General features: G+C 62.4%; 17 protein-coding genes. 8 read left to right on the forward strand and 9 right to left on the reverse strand.

Annotated features, from left to right (window positions below):
• The coding region (locus DBR12_RS23200; RefSeq protein ID WP_233244879.1) for a hypothetical protein at nucleotides 1–206 on the forward strand (206 nt) is incomplete at its 5' end.
• Nucleotides 207–224: 18 nt separating this feature from the next.
• Here the strand turns inward: DBR12_RS23200 and DBR12_RS18650 are convergent.
• Nucleotides 225–1,715, reverse strand: a complete 1,491-nt coding sequence (locus DBR12_RS18650) for a PAS domain S-box protein (protein WP_108618627.1) — start codon at nucleotides 1,713–1,715, stop codon at nucleotides 225–227.
• A gap of 530 nt (nucleotides 1,716–2,245) precedes the next feature.
• Here DBR12_RS18650 and DBR12_RS23205 point away from each other — a divergent pair.
• Nucleotides 2,246–2,539: a hypothetical protein gene (locus tag DBR12_RS23205; protein WP_158275016.1), complete on the forward strand. Its 294-nt coding sequence runs from the start codon at nucleotides 2,246–2,248 to the stop codon at nucleotides 2,537–2,539.
• 224 nt (nucleotides 2,540–2,763) lie between these two features.
• Here the strand turns inward: DBR12_RS23205 and DBR12_RS18660 are convergent, their stop codons facing one another.
• The 5 genes from DBR12_RS18660 to gstA are packed head-to-tail and all read right to left on the reverse strand — an operon-like array spanning nucleotide 2,764 to nucleotide 6,085.
• A complete protein-coding gene (locus tag DBR12_RS18660) occupies nucleotides 2,764–3,750 on the reverse strand; it encodes a catalase family peroxidase (protein ID WP_158275017.1) in 987 nt (328 codons plus the stop codon).
• A 2-nt stretch (nucleotides 3,751–3,752) separates the two neighbouring features.
• Entirely contained in the window at nucleotides 3,753–4,811 is a 1,059-nt protein-coding gene (locus DBR12_RS18665) for an MBL fold metallo-hydrolase (RefSeq protein WP_233244881.1), read from the reverse strand.
• Nucleotides 4,812–4,854: 43 nt separating this feature from the next.
• Nucleotides 4,855–5,238: a nuclear transport factor 2 family protein gene (locus tag DBR12_RS18670; RefSeq protein ID WP_108618629.1), complete on the reverse strand. Its 384-nt coding sequence runs from the start codon at nucleotides 5,236–5,238 to the stop codon at nucleotides 4,855–4,857.
• A complete protein-coding gene (locus tag DBR12_RS18675; protein ID WP_108618630.1) occupies nucleotides 5,235–5,453 on the reverse strand; it encodes a 4-oxalocrotonate tautomerase family protein in 219 nt (72 codons plus the stop codon). The genes DBR12_RS18670 and DBR12_RS18675 overlap by 4 nt, the downstream gene beginning before the upstream one ends.
• A gap of 11 nt (nucleotides 5,454–5,464) precedes the next feature.
• Complete coding sequence (gstA, locus tag DBR12_RS18680; protein WP_233244882.1) at nucleotides 5,465–6,085, reverse strand: glutathione transferase GstA; 621 nt, start codon at nucleotides 6,083–6,085, stop codon at nucleotides 5,465–5,467.
• 106 nt (nucleotides 6,086–6,191) lie between these two features.
• On the opposite strand from gstA, the gene DBR12_RS18685 reads away from it, so the two are divergent.
• Entirely contained in the window at nucleotides 6,192–7,103 is a 912-nt protein-coding gene (locus DBR12_RS18685; protein ID WP_108618631.1) for a LysR family transcriptional regulator, read from the forward strand.
• Between the two features lie 179 nt (nucleotides 7,104–7,282).
• On the opposite strand, the gene icd is transcribed toward DBR12_RS18685, so the two are convergent.
• Nucleotides 7,283–8,542 (reverse strand): NADP-dependent isocitrate dehydrogenase, encoded by a 1,260-nt coding sequence (icd, locus tag DBR12_RS18690; protein ID WP_108618632.1) that lies wholly within the window; start codon nucleotides 8,540–8,542, stop codon nucleotides 7,283–7,285.
• A gap of 237 nt (nucleotides 8,543–8,779) precedes the next feature.
• Between icd and DBR12_RS18695 the strand changes: the two genes are divergently transcribed.
• Both DBR12_RS18695 and DBR12_RS18700 read left to right on the forward strand, forming a co-directional pair.
• Nucleotides 8,780–8,983: a hypothetical protein gene (locus DBR12_RS18695; RefSeq protein ID WP_108618633.1), complete on the forward strand. Its 204-nt coding sequence runs from the start codon at nucleotides 8,780–8,782 to the stop codon at nucleotides 8,981–8,983.
• A 196-nt stretch (nucleotides 8,984–9,179) separates the two neighbouring features.
• Nucleotides 9,180–9,719 (forward strand): DUF192 domain-containing protein, encoded by a 540-nt coding sequence (locus DBR12_RS18700; protein ID WP_233244884.1) that lies wholly within the window; start codon nucleotides 9,180–9,182, stop codon nucleotides 9,717–9,719.
• A gap of 182 nt (nucleotides 9,720–9,901) precedes the next feature.
• On the opposite strand, the gene DBR12_RS18705 is transcribed toward DBR12_RS18700, so the two are convergent.
• Both DBR12_RS18705 and xseA read right to left on the reverse strand, forming a co-directional pair.
• Nucleotides 9,902–10,483, reverse strand: a complete 582-nt coding sequence (locus DBR12_RS18705; protein WP_108618634.1) for a superoxide dismutase — start codon at nucleotides 10,481–10,483, stop codon at nucleotides 9,902–9,904.
• Between the two features lie 193 nt (nucleotides 10,484–10,676).
• Nucleotides 10,677–12,005 (reverse strand): exodeoxyribonuclease VII large subunit, encoded by a 1,329-nt coding sequence (xseA, locus tag DBR12_RS18710; RefSeq protein WP_108618635.1) that lies wholly within the window; start codon nucleotides 12,003–12,005, stop codon nucleotides 10,677–10,679.
• Nucleotides 12,006–12,525: 520 nt separating this feature from the next.
• Between xseA and DBR12_RS18715 the strand changes: the two genes are divergently transcribed.
• The 3 genes from DBR12_RS18715 to lpxK are packed head-to-tail and all read left to right on the forward strand — an operon-like array spanning nucleotide 12,526 to nucleotide 14,755.
• The gene (locus DBR12_RS18715) at nucleotides 12,526–13,173 is read left to right on the forward strand and encodes a MotA/TolQ/ExbB proton channel family protein (protein ID WP_108618636.1); all 648 of its coding nucleotides are present in this window, start codon (nucleotides 12,526–12,528) and stop codon (nucleotides 13,171–13,173) included.
• Between the two features lie 17 nt (nucleotides 13,174–13,190).
• Complete coding sequence (locus DBR12_RS18720; RefSeq protein WP_108618637.1) at nucleotides 13,191–13,628, forward strand: biopolymer transporter ExbD; 438 nt, start codon at nucleotides 13,191–13,193, stop codon at nucleotides 13,626–13,628.
• Between the two features lie 5 nt (nucleotides 13,629–13,633).
• Nucleotides 13,634–14,755, forward strand: a complete 1,122-nt coding sequence (gene lpxK / locus DBR12_RS18725; protein ID WP_108618638.1) for a tetraacyldisaccharide 4'-kinase — start codon at nucleotides 13,634–13,636, stop codon at nucleotides 14,753–14,755.
• The last annotated feature ends 11 nt before the right edge of the window (nucleotides 14,756–14,766 follow it).

Consider the following 14,766-nt stretch of genomic DNA (forward strand, 5'->3'; position numbering starts at 1 on the left):
TTGGCCGGGATGTCATCAACGACAAGGATCTTTGCCATGCGACGCCTGTTTTTTCGTCAACCCTTGGCGGGCAAGTTGAAAGGGAGCCCCAGAAAGGCCTCGACCTGCTGCGCGAAAGTCTCGGGCTTCAGCCGCCAGCAAGCGGTGACCTGCGGCCTCCAGCAGGTAGCTGGCCAGTTGCCGACTGGCGTCGTCGTCTTCAATGACCAAGACGGTGGCTTTGCTCATGCGCAGCGTTCCTGGAGTTCAAGAACAAAAGTGCTGCCGCGCCCTTCCTCACTGTCAAAACGCAGGGTGCCGCCCAGGGCTTCGGCGAGTTTTCGGCTCAGGTACAGCCCCAGGCCCGTGCCCTCCTGGTGACGGCGGTTGGCGCTCTCCACGCGCGAGAAGGCCTCAAAAAGGCGGGGCTGCTCTTGCCGGGCAATGCCGGGACCCGTGTCCTGCACGCGCATTTGCACGCTGCGGCCGCCATCGGGCAGAAGCTGCTCGCGCAGTAACACGTCAACCCGGCCATGTTCCGTGAACTTGATCGCGTTGCCCAGCAGATTGATGAGGATCTGGCTGAGCGCCCGCCGGTCAGTCTGCAGGGCCACTGCCTCGGGTGGTACATGCACGCCAAACGCCAGGCCCTTGCGCTGTGCCTCCAGCTCCAGGGTGGCTGACACCTCCACAATCAAGGCCTTGCAGTCCACGGATTCCAGGTTCAGCGTTACCTTGTTGGCGCCGAACTTGGCCACGTCCAGCAGGTCATTGATGAGAGAGAGCAGGTGCTTGGCGCCCGTCTGCACAATGCGCAGCTGCTTTTCCTGCTCGGCGTTGAGCGGGCCGGGCAGCTTCATGAGCAACGTGCCTGTGAAGCCGATGATGGCGTTGAGCGGCGTGCGCAGTTCATGTGACATGCTTGCTAGAAAGCGATCTTTGACGAGCGCGGCGTTCTCCAGCTCCAGGTTCTTGTCGCGCAGCACCTGCTCGATGCGCTTGCGCTCGGTCACATCGCGAATGGCGCTGAAGACAAACAGTCCCTCCTCCGTCTCCAGCGGGCTCAGGCTGATCTCCACCGGAAACTCGCCCCGGTCCTTGTGCAGGCCATGCAAATCCAGCCCCGCCTCCATGGTGCGCATGCGTGGCAGACCCAAAAAACCGCTGCGGTGGCTCAGGTGGGCAACCCGGTAGCGATGGGGCAACAAAACTTCCACCGCCTGGCCCAACAATTCGGCACGTGGGTATCCAAACAGGCGCTCAGCGTGCGAATTGACAAGCACGATGCGCCCCGTCACGTTGACCATCACGATCGCATCAGGTGTGGATTCAAGCAGGCCACGAAAACGTGCATCCAGCAGCTTGGCGTCGCGCTGCACATTGAGCTGCGTGACATCCTTGGTGCTGGAGAGGTAGTGCAACAGTCGCCCCTCCTCATCACACACCGCCTTGGTAGACACGTTGACGTGCACCAGCGAGCCATCTTTGCGCCGCCGCACAGACTCGTGGACCACCGAGCTGGCGCACAAGGCCTCAGCCCGCATGCGCGCCTCTTCCTGCACCCGGTCTGGGGGGACGATCAGATCCAGCACCGAGCGCCCCAGCACCTCAGCCTGCAGGTAGCCAAAGATCGCCTCAGCGGCGGGGTTCCAGCTAAGCACACAGCCATCCGGCGACAACACCAGCAGTGCATCGGGGTTTTGCTCCCAGTACGCGGCAGAACAGTCAGATGCCATGCAGACCTCTTGCTTGGTGTGGAGCCCTGCGCTCCCGGCGCTTCCATGCTTGCCAAGGGTTGCAGATATGGAGCAACTCCCTGCCCACGCACAAGCGTCAAACCATGTTAGGTGCAACAGCAGAAAACACCAACACAGAAATGCAAGCAATATGGCGCAACCCAGCGTCAGGGCGCAACACAGCGCCGCCACGGAGAAAAGCCCCTGCCGTAACAAGGGCCTCCATTCCAGCTGGTGTACCGACAACCCGAATGGCAAGACAAGTGCTGAGGCTGCACCCAGTCAGATCCGCCGAATCGGAGAATTCAGCGGTGCGTGAGGAGTCTGGTTGCCGCAGGCGCCCGGCGCACCGCCTATTTCACTGATTCGGTGGGCAAGGACCCTCGGGAACCCACACGCACCTGATGCGTCCATTGGTCAATGGCCGCCACCACCGCTGGGGCCTTGGCAAACCCATCGACCAGACGCGTCACACGCCCGCTCTCCCACCCCAAAAGCGCAGGAAAGCTGGATATGCCCCAATGGCGCACTTGCGCAAATTCTTCATGGGTCGCCTGCCGGGTAGCCTCGGCTTGGAAGCACTCCTCAAGCCCTTCGGCGGCAAACCCCTGGATCCGCAGAGCCTGGTCCACAACGTTCAACAGCACCGCAGCATCGGTGGTGTCCAGGCCATCGGCATAGAAGGCCTTCTGCAGTGCCCGAAACACGGCCAAAAGATCCGCACCTGGCTCGGCAAGCCGCGCAGCAACTACTGCGCGGCACACTGGCTCGGTGTCATACACGAAGCCTTGCCGAGCCATCAGGGCATCGCGGTTGAAAGGTAGGCCGGTTGCCGCCTCTACCTTTGCCCAATGGAAAAGCCGAAAGCGTTTGCCAGCATCGTCCAAGACTTCGGTCCCCCCGGCACGCAACCCGCCTGTGACGATTTCAAGCCGCACACCGGGTCGCTGCGCCAGTGCCGTCGACAGCTCCAGCCCGAAACCGTAACACCAGGAACACATGGGGTCTCCCACATAGACCAGACTGGGTGGAGTAGTGTTCGCTTGGGTCATTGGCGCTCCGCCACTCGGCGTCCGAAGGAGGTTCCGTAGGCCGCAGGGCGCGCCAGAAGGACAGGGTCTGCGGAGGGCTCAATTCCATCAGGCAGGGCAAGAGGATTGAACAAGACCAGCTCGCAGCTGGAAGCCTCGGCCAAGCTGTGAATCACCAAACGCCCAGCGGTCACTTGCCGACGCAGATCTGGCCATGCACGGGTAGGGTCATTGGGGTCGTCCTCCGCTTCCGCCAACTGCACCTGAAACCGGAACGACGCAGGCCCCTTGGATAGGCGCTCTTTCAGCTCTGCCTCGAGAAAGTCGTCTGGAAGCTTTGCACTCTGGTCTTCGCTCAGGCGCTGCTCTCCGGCATCCGGATCAAAACGCCAACGCACGAAGCGGCGCTGATTGTCCGGGGAGCGGAGCACGAACGCGTTTATCCCCCAATAGGGCGTTGTAACGTAGCTCGCAGGGGCAGCGCGTTCGGCCAGGTATTTTCCCTGTCGCAATGACTCAGGATGGGCATCGTTGAATGCCTTCAGACGCTCAGGATCGGGTTTGCCGGTCGCCGGATCTGGAACCCGCGCCCGAACAAAAGGCGCAAAGTCAGCGGGGTCCTTCACAAAGTACACCGGAGCAGAGAGATTGGCCTGCATCCACACGGTCCCATCAGGCAAATCAAGCTTGAGCGAAAGTCCCCTCGTGGAACGGCTCTTGTCCGAGGCACGGGGATTGCCTCCCCCAACGGAGAATCGAACCATCGCTGGCAGGGGAGTCCCCGAGAAGGCTATCGCCTTGCTCAGCGCCTGTCCCTCGGCCGTTCCAGTAAAGACACCCTTGGCGCAGAGCCCCTTGGACTGCGTTCGGCGCATGCCAGCGTGTTTGCCAAACAGCGCCTCCAGCGCATCCACGGAATCCGCCACTGGCTGGGCCACCGTGTGCATTGGCAGAGCCGCAGCGGAGGCAAGCAACGCGAAATAGATGTACTTAAGTGCTTTCATGTTCAATCCAATCGCAGGCTTTGTTCCATCGTGAAGCACTGATCCCATATGTACACATCAAACGCAGCGAGACGCGAAGCCCACTTCGGTGTCAAGGTATTCACACACTGCGCGGCCACACGGTCGATGTAGTTGTCAAAGACCGCCCAGGGATTGGACTTGTCGCGCCCGTCCATGCCTTCACCCAAAGCCGTCGTCTGCAGCGCCTTCCCCGCTGCCGCCTTGAGGTCTTGCAGGAACTCGTGCTGCGCCACCACATCCGCCTTGGTGCCAGCCCTGGCCACGTGGCCGGACACCAGCCAGTCGAAGTCCATGGACTTGATCTTCTCAACCTGGGCGAAGTAACCGGGGATGTCCTGCGCCAGTGCCAGACGCCGCCATGGCATCCATCCGGGGAAGATCACATCCACCACCATCAGCGTGCGCTGCTCGGGGGCCCGTATGAAGATATTGCCCGGCTCATGGCCGTTGCCGTGGTAGGACAGCTCCAGGCGCTGTCCGCCAACTTTGAGCGTGTACTTGTCACGGAAGGTGACGCCGGGCAGCGGGCGCCTGGGGTCTGCCGCGCGCGCAAGAATGGCCCGGGTTTCCTCATGCGCAATGATCACCGGCTTTTTCGGCAGTGTGGCCAGCAGATCCCCGGCAGCACCGATATGGTCGGCGTGCGCGTGGCTGTATATGATGTGGGTGACAGGCTTGCCCGTTACTTCGCGGATCGCTTTGGGGATGTATGCGGCCAGCGGTGGCGGCACATCGGCCAGCACCACCCCCTTGTCGTGCACCATGAACATCGCCTGGTAGACATTCTCAGTCACCATGTACAAGCCACGGCCCAGCTCCTGGATCCGGTAGCCCTTGGCCGGATCGATGGCTGGCCCTTTGGAGGACTCGGGGATATCCATGTACTTGCCCGTGCGCGCCCCAATGGTCGCGATCTCGGGCATGCCGTGATATGCCTCCGAAGCAGCGCAACCGGGAGCCTTGCACTCTTCATGAGCGAATGCACTTTCAGGCCAGCACAGCATCAGCACGACGGCACCGCCCAGCGCAAGCGCGTTCAATGAAAGGAGAAGGGGTTTGGGGAAATGTCGAAAGATGTTCATGTCAATCCCGGATGTCGTAGTGAAAGACCTTGGAGACGATCTGCCAGCGCCCGTCCAGCCAGAGCAGCGTGAGCAGGTCGATGAAGTGCTTTGGAGCGATGGAGCACTGCAGCCTTGCCAGCGCCGTCACGGGGCCAACCAGTTCGATGGACAGCACGCGGTCGGTGCGCGGCTGGCCGCTCGCTGCTGGTGCGGGCCGTGCATCCACCACCGGGAAGTACTCGTTCATGCGCCAGAAGATGGGTTTTTCTCCCACCGCCGTGGCGTACAGGGCCTGCGGATGAAAGACCTTGGCCAGGCGCCCCGTGTCGCTGTGGTAGAGCCCATCGAGGTACAGCTCCAGTACCGCATGGATGGCTGCAAAGTCGGCAGCGGTGCTGTTCATTGCGCGCCACCCTTCTTTGCCCGCTCGCGAAGCACGGTCACGGTCTCACCCGCGATCCCCCAGTGGTCGGTGTCTACTTCTTCGATCACAACGAAGGTGGTGGCAGGGCTTTTGTCCAGCACTCGCACGACCAGATCTGTCGCGCCGCGAATCAACTGCGCCTTTTGCTCACGCGATGCACCCTCGCGGGTGATCTGGATTTTGATGTAGGGCATGGGAGTGCTCCTCAGGCAGCAAGGCCTTCGGTCTGCATCGCGGCCTTGACTTGGGGGCGGGCCGCCACACGCGCCATGAAGCTGCCGATGTGCTGCAAATCGCCCAGGTCAATCTGCACGAACTTCGCCCAGCCGAGCACCACAAACAGATAGGCATCGGCGGCAGTGAAGGCGTCGCCCGTAAGGTAGCTCTTGCCCGCCAGTTGCCCGTCAAGCCAGACCAGTTTTTTGTACAGCACCGCAGCCAATGCCTTCTTGGCGGTGGCATCCACATCGCTGTGGAACAGCGGCGTGAAGGACTTGTGCAACTCGGCCGTCACGTAGTTTTGCCACTCCATGACCCTGTACCGCTCCAGGCTGCCTGCAGGCGGCATCAGGGTGTGGTCCCCCGCACGGTCAGCCACGAACTGGGCGACCACAGGCCCTTCGGTGATCCGTGTCCCGTCCGGGAGTTCGATGACCGGCACCTGGCCTTTAGGACTGATGGCGTAGAAGTCACCTCCGCCACTGGTGGTGTGCTTGCCAGTGTCAACCTTCTCCAGCGTGAAGGGCGTGCCGGTCTCGCGCAGAAGAATGTGCGTTGCGAGTGAGCATGCGCCGGGAGAGTAATAAAGCTTGATCGAGGTCTGCATAGTGGGACTCCTTGTGTCCTGGGTTGGTGATGCAGTGACTTTATTTGCGATGCAATTAGCAATAAACTAGGTTTATTTCAAATCACTAATTACACAGAAATCAATAATGAACCGGCAATTCGACAACCTTCGCCTCGGCAGCATCGAGTTGTTCTGCCTTACGGCGCAGCACCAGGGGTTCACAGCGGCGGCCAAGGCCACGGGCCTCACGGCGGCGGCAGTCAGCCGGTCGGTAGCGCGGCTGGAAGAGCATCTGGGCGTGCGCCTGCTCGTGCGCACCACCCGCCAGGTGCGCCTGACGGAAGTCGGGCAGCGCTACTACGACCAGTGCCGCCAGGCGCTCACACAACTGAGCGATGCCGAGCGCGAGGCATCGGGCCAGCAGCTCAAGCCCGCCGGCCTGGTGCGGATGAGCCTGCCCACCTCGTACGGGCACCATCGCGTGCTGCCGCTGCTGCCCGCCTTCAGCAAGAAGTACCCCGACATCGAGATTGAGCTACAGCTGTCCAACCGCAACGTGGACTTCACCGAAGAAGGTTTCGATCTGGCCATCCGGGGCCGCGCGCCACCCGATTCCAGCCTGGTGGCCCGCAAGCTGGAGGACGCCGCCCTGGTGGTGGTCGCGGCCCCTGCCTACCTCAAACGCCACCACGCACCGCAGGAGCTCGAGGAGCTGGAGCAGCATGAATGTGTGCAGTTTGTGCTGCCCAGCAGTGGTCAGGTGGTGCCCTGGCTGTTGTTGCGCGACGGCCAGCCCATCGATTGGCCGACCCAAGGCAAGCTGCGATGTGCCGACGACATTCTGGGTCAGGTCACGCTGGCCCGCGCGGGCGCCGGGCTGGTGCAGACGTATCGCTTTCTGGTCGAGGATGATCTGCGCAGCGGCCAACTTGTCGAGGTGCTGACCGAGCACGCGGGCGCATCACGGCCATTTTCTCTGATCTACCCGGGCAACCGGCACATGCCCTTGCGTGTGCGGGTGCTGATCGACTACCTGGTGCATGCGCTGGGACGCTGAGCCACTGGAATTTGGTGAGCGGCCCCCCGTAGAACCTGGCGCAGCCCGGGCAAAGAAAAACCCTGGTCCGATCAACGCACCAGGGTTCTTGTCAAAACCATCCAGGCTTCTTCGGGACGCACTGAACACCCCGAAATGAACATCCTGCAATGGGCATCCCGAAAGCCCGGGGAGCACAACTACATGTTGTCGATCATGACCTGCCCAAAGCCCGAGCAGCTGACCTGCGTGGCGCCATCCATCAGACGCGCAAAGTCGTAGGTCACCTTCTTGGAGGCAATCGCCTTCTCCAGCGAGCTGATGATCAGGTTGGCAGCGGTGGTCCAGCCCATGTGGCGCAGCATCATCTCGGCCGAGAGGATTTCGGAGCCAGGGTTCACGTAGTCCTTGCCAGCGTACTTGGGAGCCGTGCCGTGGGTGGCTTCAAAGCAAGCCACCGAGTCGGACATGTTGGCGCCGGGCGCAATGCCAATGCCGCCCACCTGGGCTGCCAGTGCGTCGGAGATGTAGTCGCCGTTGAGGTTGAGCGTTGCCACCACCGAATACTCGGCTGGGCGCAGCAAAATCTGCTGCAGGAAGGCGTCGGCGATGCTGTCCTTGATGGTGATGTCCTTGCCCGTTTTCGGGTTCTTGAGCTTGCACCAGGGGCCGCCGTCGATCAGCTCGGCGCCGAATTCCTTCTGCGCCAGCGCATAGGCCCAGTCGCGGAAGCCGCCTTCGGTGAACTTCATGATGTTGCCCTTGTGCACGATGGTCACGCTGGGCTTGTCGTTATCGATGGCGTACTGGATGGCCTTGCGCACCAAGCGCTCCGTGCCCTCAATGGAGACGGGCTTGACACCCAGGCCTGAGGTGTTGGGGAAGCGGATCTTCTTCACACCCATCTCGTCCTGCAGGAACTTGATGAGTTTCCTCGCCTTGTCGGACTCTGCTTCGAATTCGATGCCAGCATAGATGTCTTCAGAGTTCTCACGGAAGATCACCATGTTGGTCTTCTCGGGCTCTTTCAGCGGCGAGGGCACGCCCTTGAAATACTGCACCGGGCGCAGGCAGACATACAGATCCAGCTCCTGGCGCAGCGCCACGTTCAACGAGCGAATACCGCCGCCCACGGGCGTGGTCAGTGGCCCCTTGATCGACACCACGTACTCGCGCAGTACCTGCAGGGTCTCCTCGGGAAGCCACACGTCAGGGCCATACACCTTCGTTGATTTTTCACCGGCATAGACCTCCATCCAGTGGATCTTCTTCTTGCCGCCATAGGCCTTGGCCACTGCTGCGTCCACCACCTTGATCATCACCGGCGTGATATCCAGGCCCGTTCCGTCGCCTTCGATGAAAGGGATGATGGGCTCGTCCGGCACGTTCAGCGACATGTCGGCATTGACGGTGATTTTCTGGCCTGCAGCTGGCACGACGATGTGCTGATAGGTGGTCATGGGGGGGAAGTCTCCGATGTGCGCCGAATGGGGTCCGGGCTGTGAAGGGGCAAAGCAAGGAAAACGGTAAAAAGAAACACCGCGAAGAACCTGGGGCGGTGTGGTTTCAAACCATTCTAATGACAAAATTTTTCGCCCAAGCACCTGTCAACGCGCCGGGCGCTGCTATCGTTGCGAGTGGAGCCGTGCAGTTACCGCACGGCCCTTCAACCTTCGTTCACACTGGAAACGGCATATATGAAAAAACTCCTCGCTGTCCTCGTGGCCGGTCTGTTCACTGCTGGTGCTTTTGCACAGGCACCCGCAGCCGCCCCCGCCACCACCGCGCCCGCTGCGGCCCCAATGAAGGCCCAGTCTGCAGCCCCTACCACCAAGAAGGCTGCCAAGAAGAAGACCTCCAAAAAGGTCGCCAAGAAGAAGACCACCCACAAGGCCGCCTGAAGCAGGCAGGAAAGTTCGGGCTCTTTCTATCGGGCCCGAGGTCTGCACTGGTTCAAAATCGCCCGCATCTGCGGGCGTTTTCTTTGGTGCTGCGCCCCTGCGCAAACAGCCAGAACTCTCCGCGCACCGCGCAGTACGTCCCTGGCGCAGCCCGTCGGTTTTTGCCCTGTTCCTTGTTGAATCGAAAGTTCTGCCCATGACCACCTCACGCGCAACCCCTGCCCTCTCGTTTGAAGCCCCGCGCAAGGCCACTGGCTTGCAACGCATTGCCCGACGCACCGCTGGGCTCCGGGATGCTTTGTGGGTAGCGTGTTCGCTGGTGGTTCTCGCTGGCGTCGCGACGGCCCAGGAAGGCCCCCAGCTGAACCTGCAGCGCGTGGAGCTGACCGCTGGCATGCACCGCATCGACGCCCAGGTGGCCGCCTCCCCCCAGGAGCGCCAGACGGGGCTCATGCACCGCAAGGACATGCCCCAGCACGAGGGCATGCTGTTTGTGTTTGAACAACCCGCGCAGCAGTGCTTCTGGATGAAAAACACGCTGCTGCCGCTCACGGCTGCGTTTGTGGATGACGACGGCACCATCGTCAACCTGGTGGACATGAAGCCCCAGACGCTGGACTCGCACTGCTCGGTCAAGCCGGTGCGTTATGTGCTGGAAATGAACCAGGGGTGGTTTGCCAAAAAGAACATCAAGGCAGGCGCCAAACTAGCCGGAGCCCCCTTCAGCCGCAAGTGACGCGAGGGCTGCGCGTGCCGTCCACCAACACCAAAATACTATTATTTTGATAGCAAATATCGCTTGATGGGCGCGCGCAAGCAGCCTGAAAAGCTTTGAAAAACCCACAAAAAAACGGCCCTCGGGCCGTTTTTTTGCGGCTACAGCCACCAGGGTCAACCCCGGCAGCCGTGCGCTGCGCATCAAGCGAAGTTGGCCTCGGCAAACTTCCAGTTCACCAGCTTGTCGAGGAAGGTCTCGACAAACTTGGGACGCATGTTGCGGTAGTCAATGTAGTAGGCGTGTTCCCACACGTCCACCGTCAGCAGCGCCTTGTCAGCGGTGGTCAGGGGCGTGCCTGCAGCGCCGGTGTTGACGATGTCCACGCTGCCGTCGGCCTTCTTCACCAGCCAGGTCCAGCCCGAACCGAAGTTGCCCACGGCAGACTTCACGAAGGCTTCCTTGAACGCGGCGTAGCTGCCCCACTTGGCGTTGATGGCGGCAGCCAGCGCGCCCGAAGGCTCACCGCCACCCTGGGGGGCCATGCAGCTCCAGAAGAAGGTGTGGTTCCAGATCTGCGCAGCGTTGTTGTAGATGCCGCCGCTCGACTTCTTGACGATCTCTTCGAGCGTCATGGATTCGAACTCGGTGCCCTTTTGCAGGTTGTTGAGGTTCACCACATAGGCATTGTGGTGCTTGCCGTGGTGGAATTCCAGCGTTTCCTGGCTGTAGTGCGGTGCCAGGGCGTCAATGGCGTAGGGCAGCGGGGGAAGGGTGTGTTCCATGGTGGTATTTCCTCGTGGTTTGAAATTCTGGGATGCCGCCTGCAACGCGGGCTTTCCTGAGCAATGCAGTCGGACACAGCGCGAGGGGGCATTGTAGGAACATCAGGTGACCTGTGCAGGATCAGGGAGACCTCGACGTGCACAAGAGGCCTGAAAAACTGCCGCCTCAGCTTGCCCCCCCACTCACAACAGATCACAACAGGCGTGGCTGCGCGGCTACGGTCACATCCACCACACCGTCGGCCAACGTGGCGCGCAGGGCATCGCCAGGGTGTGCCTGTTGCACGCTAGTCACCGCCCGCCCGCCCGTGTCGGTCAGCAGGGCATAACCGCGCTGCAGCACCAGGCGCGGGTCCAGCAGGTCCATGCGCAGGGCTGCGCGCTCCAGCCGCTCGGTGTGCTGCGCCACGCAACGTTGCATCTTTTGAGGAAAACTGGCCTCCGTCGCCTGCTGGTATTGGCTTAACCGCTGCAGTTTTAGAAGCACACCGTGGCGCATGCGCTGCGCCAGGCGGGCCAACTGCAATTGCTCGCGCGCCACCAGGCCCGATGGGCGGCCAAGCCGCGCGGCAGCCTGGTCCAGCCGCTGGTGGCGCGCATCGAACTGGCGCTCCACTGCATCGGCCAAGCGCCCAGCCAACAAGCCCAGGGCACCCAGCCACACCTCGCGCGGTTGGGCTACCAACTCGGCCGCCGCAGTGGGCGTGGGTGCGCGCAGATCGGCACAGAAGTCGGCGATGGTGAAGTCGGTCTCATGCCCCACACCGCTGATGAGCGGCACCGGGCTTTGCGCGATGGTACGGGCCAGTCGCTCGTCGTTGAAGGCCCACAGGTCCTCGATGGAGCCACCACCGCGCACAAGCAGGATCACGTCCACCGGCGGATTTTGGACCCCATCGGTCCCTTGGGCGCGCTCCGCTTGCGCAAGCAGATACATTTTTGATAGCGCCGCCACCAGCGATGCCGGGGCGGCCGCCCCCTGCACCAGCGCAGGCACCAGCACCACGGGGATGTGGGGCACACGGCGGCGCAGCGCGGTGACCACGTCGTGCAGCGCCGCCGCTCCGGGCGATGTGACCAGGCCAATGGCGCGTGGCAGCAGAGGCAGTGCACGCTTGCGGGCGGTATCGAACAGGCCCTCGGCATCGAGCCGGGCCTTGAGAAGCAGGAACTGCTCGAACAATGCGCCCTGCCCGGCCCGCTGCATGCTTTCGACGATGAACTGCAGGTCACCGCGCGCCTCGTACACCCCGAGGCGCCCGCGCACTTCCACCAATTCGCCATCGCGCGGCGAAAAGTCAAGCAGGCTGGCGGCGCGGCGAAACATGGCGCAGCGCAGCTGGCCGTTGGCGTCTTTGATCGAGAAATAACAATGCCCGCTGGATGCGCGCGAGAAGCCCGTTATCTCGCCGCGCACGGCGACAGGGTTGAAGCGAGCCTCCAGAGCATCAGCAATGGCGCGGCACAGCGCACCAACCTCCCACACAAGCGGCGCCACGCCTGGGTTTGTGCGCTCAGACATGAGAAACGGCGGGCGTTTGCGCGATGCTCACGGTGCAAGTACTCCACAGAAACCTGTCAGCGACAGAGCACAAAGAGTCATAACTAAAAACCGCCCGCAAAACACCAGAGCACGTGCAAGTCATTGATTTATAAAGATAATTCATTGCGCAATTTTTCATCAATCTGTTGTAACCACGGCGTGGAGCCACTTTGCGAGGCCCGAAACAGGGGTTGCCCACAAAGTTATCCACAGATTTTGTGGGTGAGCGGAACCGCGGGCGACACACACGGGAACGTAACGGTTTGTGATATCAAGAGCGTTTTCATAGGCTTTGCGGGGCAACCATTCGGGCACAGAAGCAAACAGTCGCACTCGTTGTTGCCCGCCTTGTCCAGGTCACCAGCCTGGCCCGCGGCGGGCGCCTGGATTGCGACTGTTTGCAGCTTTGCGGGCGCCAAGGAAAGGCCATAAACGCGCTCCAGCCCCCCCGCAAGCTGGGCCATAATCGCCGATTGCTTTCATCTGCGCGGAGAGAGATTTGCTGTCCATCATACAAGCCGCAGGCTGGCCGATCTGGCCCCTGATTGCGTGTTCCGTCCTGGGACTGGCGCTGATTTTCGAACGTTTCGTGGCCCTGAAAACCGCCCGTGTCGCGCCGCCCAAATTGCTCGATGAAGCCATCACGGTATCGTCCAAGGCCCTGCCCACTCCCGACGTGGTGAACCAGCTGGCACAGAACTCGGCCCTGGGCGAAGTGCTGGCCAGCGGCCTGCGCACCCTCAACAGCAACCCCCTGTGCAGCGAAACCGATCTGCGTGCCGCCATGGAAGGCACCGGCCGCGCCGTGGCGCACCGGCTGGAGAAGTACCTCTCGGCCTTGGCCACCATCGCCTCGGCCGCGCCCCTGCTGGGTCTGCTGGGTACCGTCATCGGCATGATCGAGATCTTTGGCTCGCAAACAGGTGGCGGCGGTGTGGGCCAGGCCATGGGCGGCGGCAACCCGGCCCAGCTGGCACACGGCATCTCGATCGCGCTCTACAACACGGCCTTTGGCCTCATCGTGGCCATCCCGGCGCTGATCTTCTGGCGCTACTTCCGCGCCCGCGTGGATGCGTATCTGCTCACGCTGGAGCTGGCCTCTGAGCAGTTCGTGCGCCACATCCTGCGCCTGCGCAAAGCCAAGTAAAGCCAACTCAACGCCCCATGAACTTCCGCCCCCGCGCCAAGGAAGAGCCGGAGATCAACCTGATCCCGTTCATCGACGTGCTGCTGGTGATCCTCATCTTTTTGATGCTGACCACCACCTACAGCAAGTTCACCGAGCTGCAACTCACCTTGCCTGTGGCCGACGCCGAACAGCAGCGCGACCACCCCAAAGAAATCATCGTTGCTGTTGCGGCCGATGGCCGTTACGCGGTCAACAAGACCGGCGTGGACGGCAAGGGCGTGGACTCCATCGCCCAGGCCCTGCGCTCTGCGGCCTCGGCTGGCCCTGGCAGCGTTGTCATCATCAGCGCCGATGCCATGGCGCCGCACCAGTCGGTGGTCACTGTGATGGAGGCTGCGCGCCGCGTGGGCCTCACGCAGATCACGTTTGCCACCCAGTCGTCGTCCGCGTCCGCGCGCGCGGCCAGCCGCTGACAGGCATGGGCGCCCCTGGGCCACAGCCGCCCCCTTCAGCGCCCCATCCCGCTAGCCCACCCACAGGGCGCATCACGGCCGAACAAGGCCTGCAACAAATCTGGCAAAACCGGGGGCTGGCCTCTGGGGCCTTGTGGCCCCTGGCGCAGCTGTATGGCGCCTTGGTTTCGCTTCGCCGCACGCTCTATCGCTCCGGCCTGCTGCGCTCAGAGCACCCGGGCCGCCCTGTGATCGTGGTCGGCAACGTGATTGCCGGGGGCGCAGGCAAGACCCCGGTGGTCATCGAGCTGGTGAAACATCTGCAGGCACAGGGCCTGCGGGTGGGCGTGATTTCGCGCGGCTATGGCCGCAGCACCCAGGATTGCCGTGCGGTGCTGCCCGATACCCCGGCCAGCGAGGTGGGCGACGAACCCGCCCTGATCGCGCTCAGTTTTGCAAGGGGTGCCACTGTGCCGGTGTTTGTGGCACCGCGCCGTATCACCGCCGCACGCGCGCTGCTGGCCGCCCACCCCGGCACGGATGTGATCGTCTGCGACGACGGGCTGCAACACCTGGCGCTGCGGCGCGATCTGGAAGTCTGCATCTTCAATGACCAAGGTACAGGCAATGGCTGGCTGCTGCCCGCCGGGCCGTTGCGCGAACCCTGGCCACGGCACGTGGACTTTGTACTGCACGCGGGCACTACGCCGCCCCGTGGAACGTCTGCCCCGGCCTATGGACTGCAGCGTCACCTCGCGCACTGGGCGGTACGGTCCGATGGTAGCCAGGTGCCGCTGGCCCAATTGCGGGGCCAGCCCCTGCACGCCTTGGCAGCCGTGGCGCGGCCCGGCGACTTCTTTGCCATGCTGCAGGCACAGGGCCTGACACTGAAACACACTGAAGCTCTGCCGGATCACTATGATTTCAATAGCTGGAAGCGCCCAATAGACGCGCGGGAGGCCGTGATTTGCACCGAAAAAGATGCCGTCAAGCTCTGGGCCTTGCACCCCGAGGCGCTGGCCGTGCCCTTGACCGTGCAGATCGACACCCACTTTTTTGATGCGCTGGATGCGCGGCTCACGGCGCTCCTGGCGCAGGCCCGCACGACACCATTGCCCAAGCCACCGCTATCATCCCCCCCTGCCTGAATGGGCCAGTG

Origin of the sequence: Acidovorax sp. HMWF029 (assembly GCF_003060895.1) — a bacterium.
In the GTDB taxonomy this organism is placed as follows: Bacteria; Pseudomonadota; Gammaproteobacteria; order Burkholderiales; family Burkholderiaceae_C; genus Acidovorax.

Coding starts and splice junctions, on each gene's coding strand:
- DBR12_RS18650 (WP_108618627.1), bottom strand. CDS start 1,715: ATGGCATCTGACTGTTCTGCCGCGTACTGGGAGCAAAACCCCGATGCA.
- icd (WP_108618632.1), bottom strand. CDS start 8,542: ATGACCACCTATCAGCACATCGTCGTGCCAGCTGCAGGCCAGAAAATC.
- DBR12_RS18695 (WP_108618633.1), top strand. CDS start 8,780: ATGAAAAAACTCCTCGCTGTCCTCGTGGCCGGTCTGTTCACTGCTGGT.
- DBR12_RS18720 (WP_108618637.1), top strand. CDS start 13,191: ATGAACTTCCGCCCCCGCGCCAAGGAAGAGCCGGAGATCAACCTGATC.
- gstA (WP_233244882.1), bottom strand. CDS start 6,085: ATGCAGACCTCGATCAAGCTTTATTACTCTCCCGGCGCATGCTCACTC.
- DBR12_RS18700 (WP_233244884.1), top strand. CDS start 9,180: ATGACCACCTCACGCGCAACCCCTGCCCTCTCGTTTGAAGCCCCGCGC.
- xseA (WP_108618635.1), bottom strand. CDS start 12,005: ATGTCTGAGCGCACAAACCCAGGCGTGGCGCCGCTTGTGTGGGAGGTT.
- DBR12_RS18660 (WP_158275017.1), bottom strand. CDS start 3,750: ATGAAAGCACTTAAGTACATCTATTTCGCGTTGCTTGCCTCCGCTGCG.
- DBR12_RS18685 (WP_108618631.1), top strand. CDS start 6,192: ATGAACCGGCAATTCGACAACCTTCGCCTCGGCAGCATCGAGTTGTTC.
- DBR12_RS18705 (WP_108618634.1), bottom strand. CDS start 10,483: ATGGAACACACCCTTCCCCCGCTGCCCTACGCCATTGACGCCCTGGCA.
- DBR12_RS18675 (WP_108618630.1), bottom strand. CDS start 5,453: ATGCCCTACATCAAAATCCAGATCACCCGCGAGGGTGCATCGCGTGAG.
- DBR12_RS18670 (WP_108618629.1), bottom strand. CDS start 5,238: ATGAACAGCACCGCTGCCGACTTTGCAGCCATCCATGCGGTACTGGAG.
- lpxK (WP_108618638.1), top strand. CDS start 13,634: ATGGGCGCCCCTGGGCCACAGCCGCCCCCTTCAGCGCCCCATCCCGCT.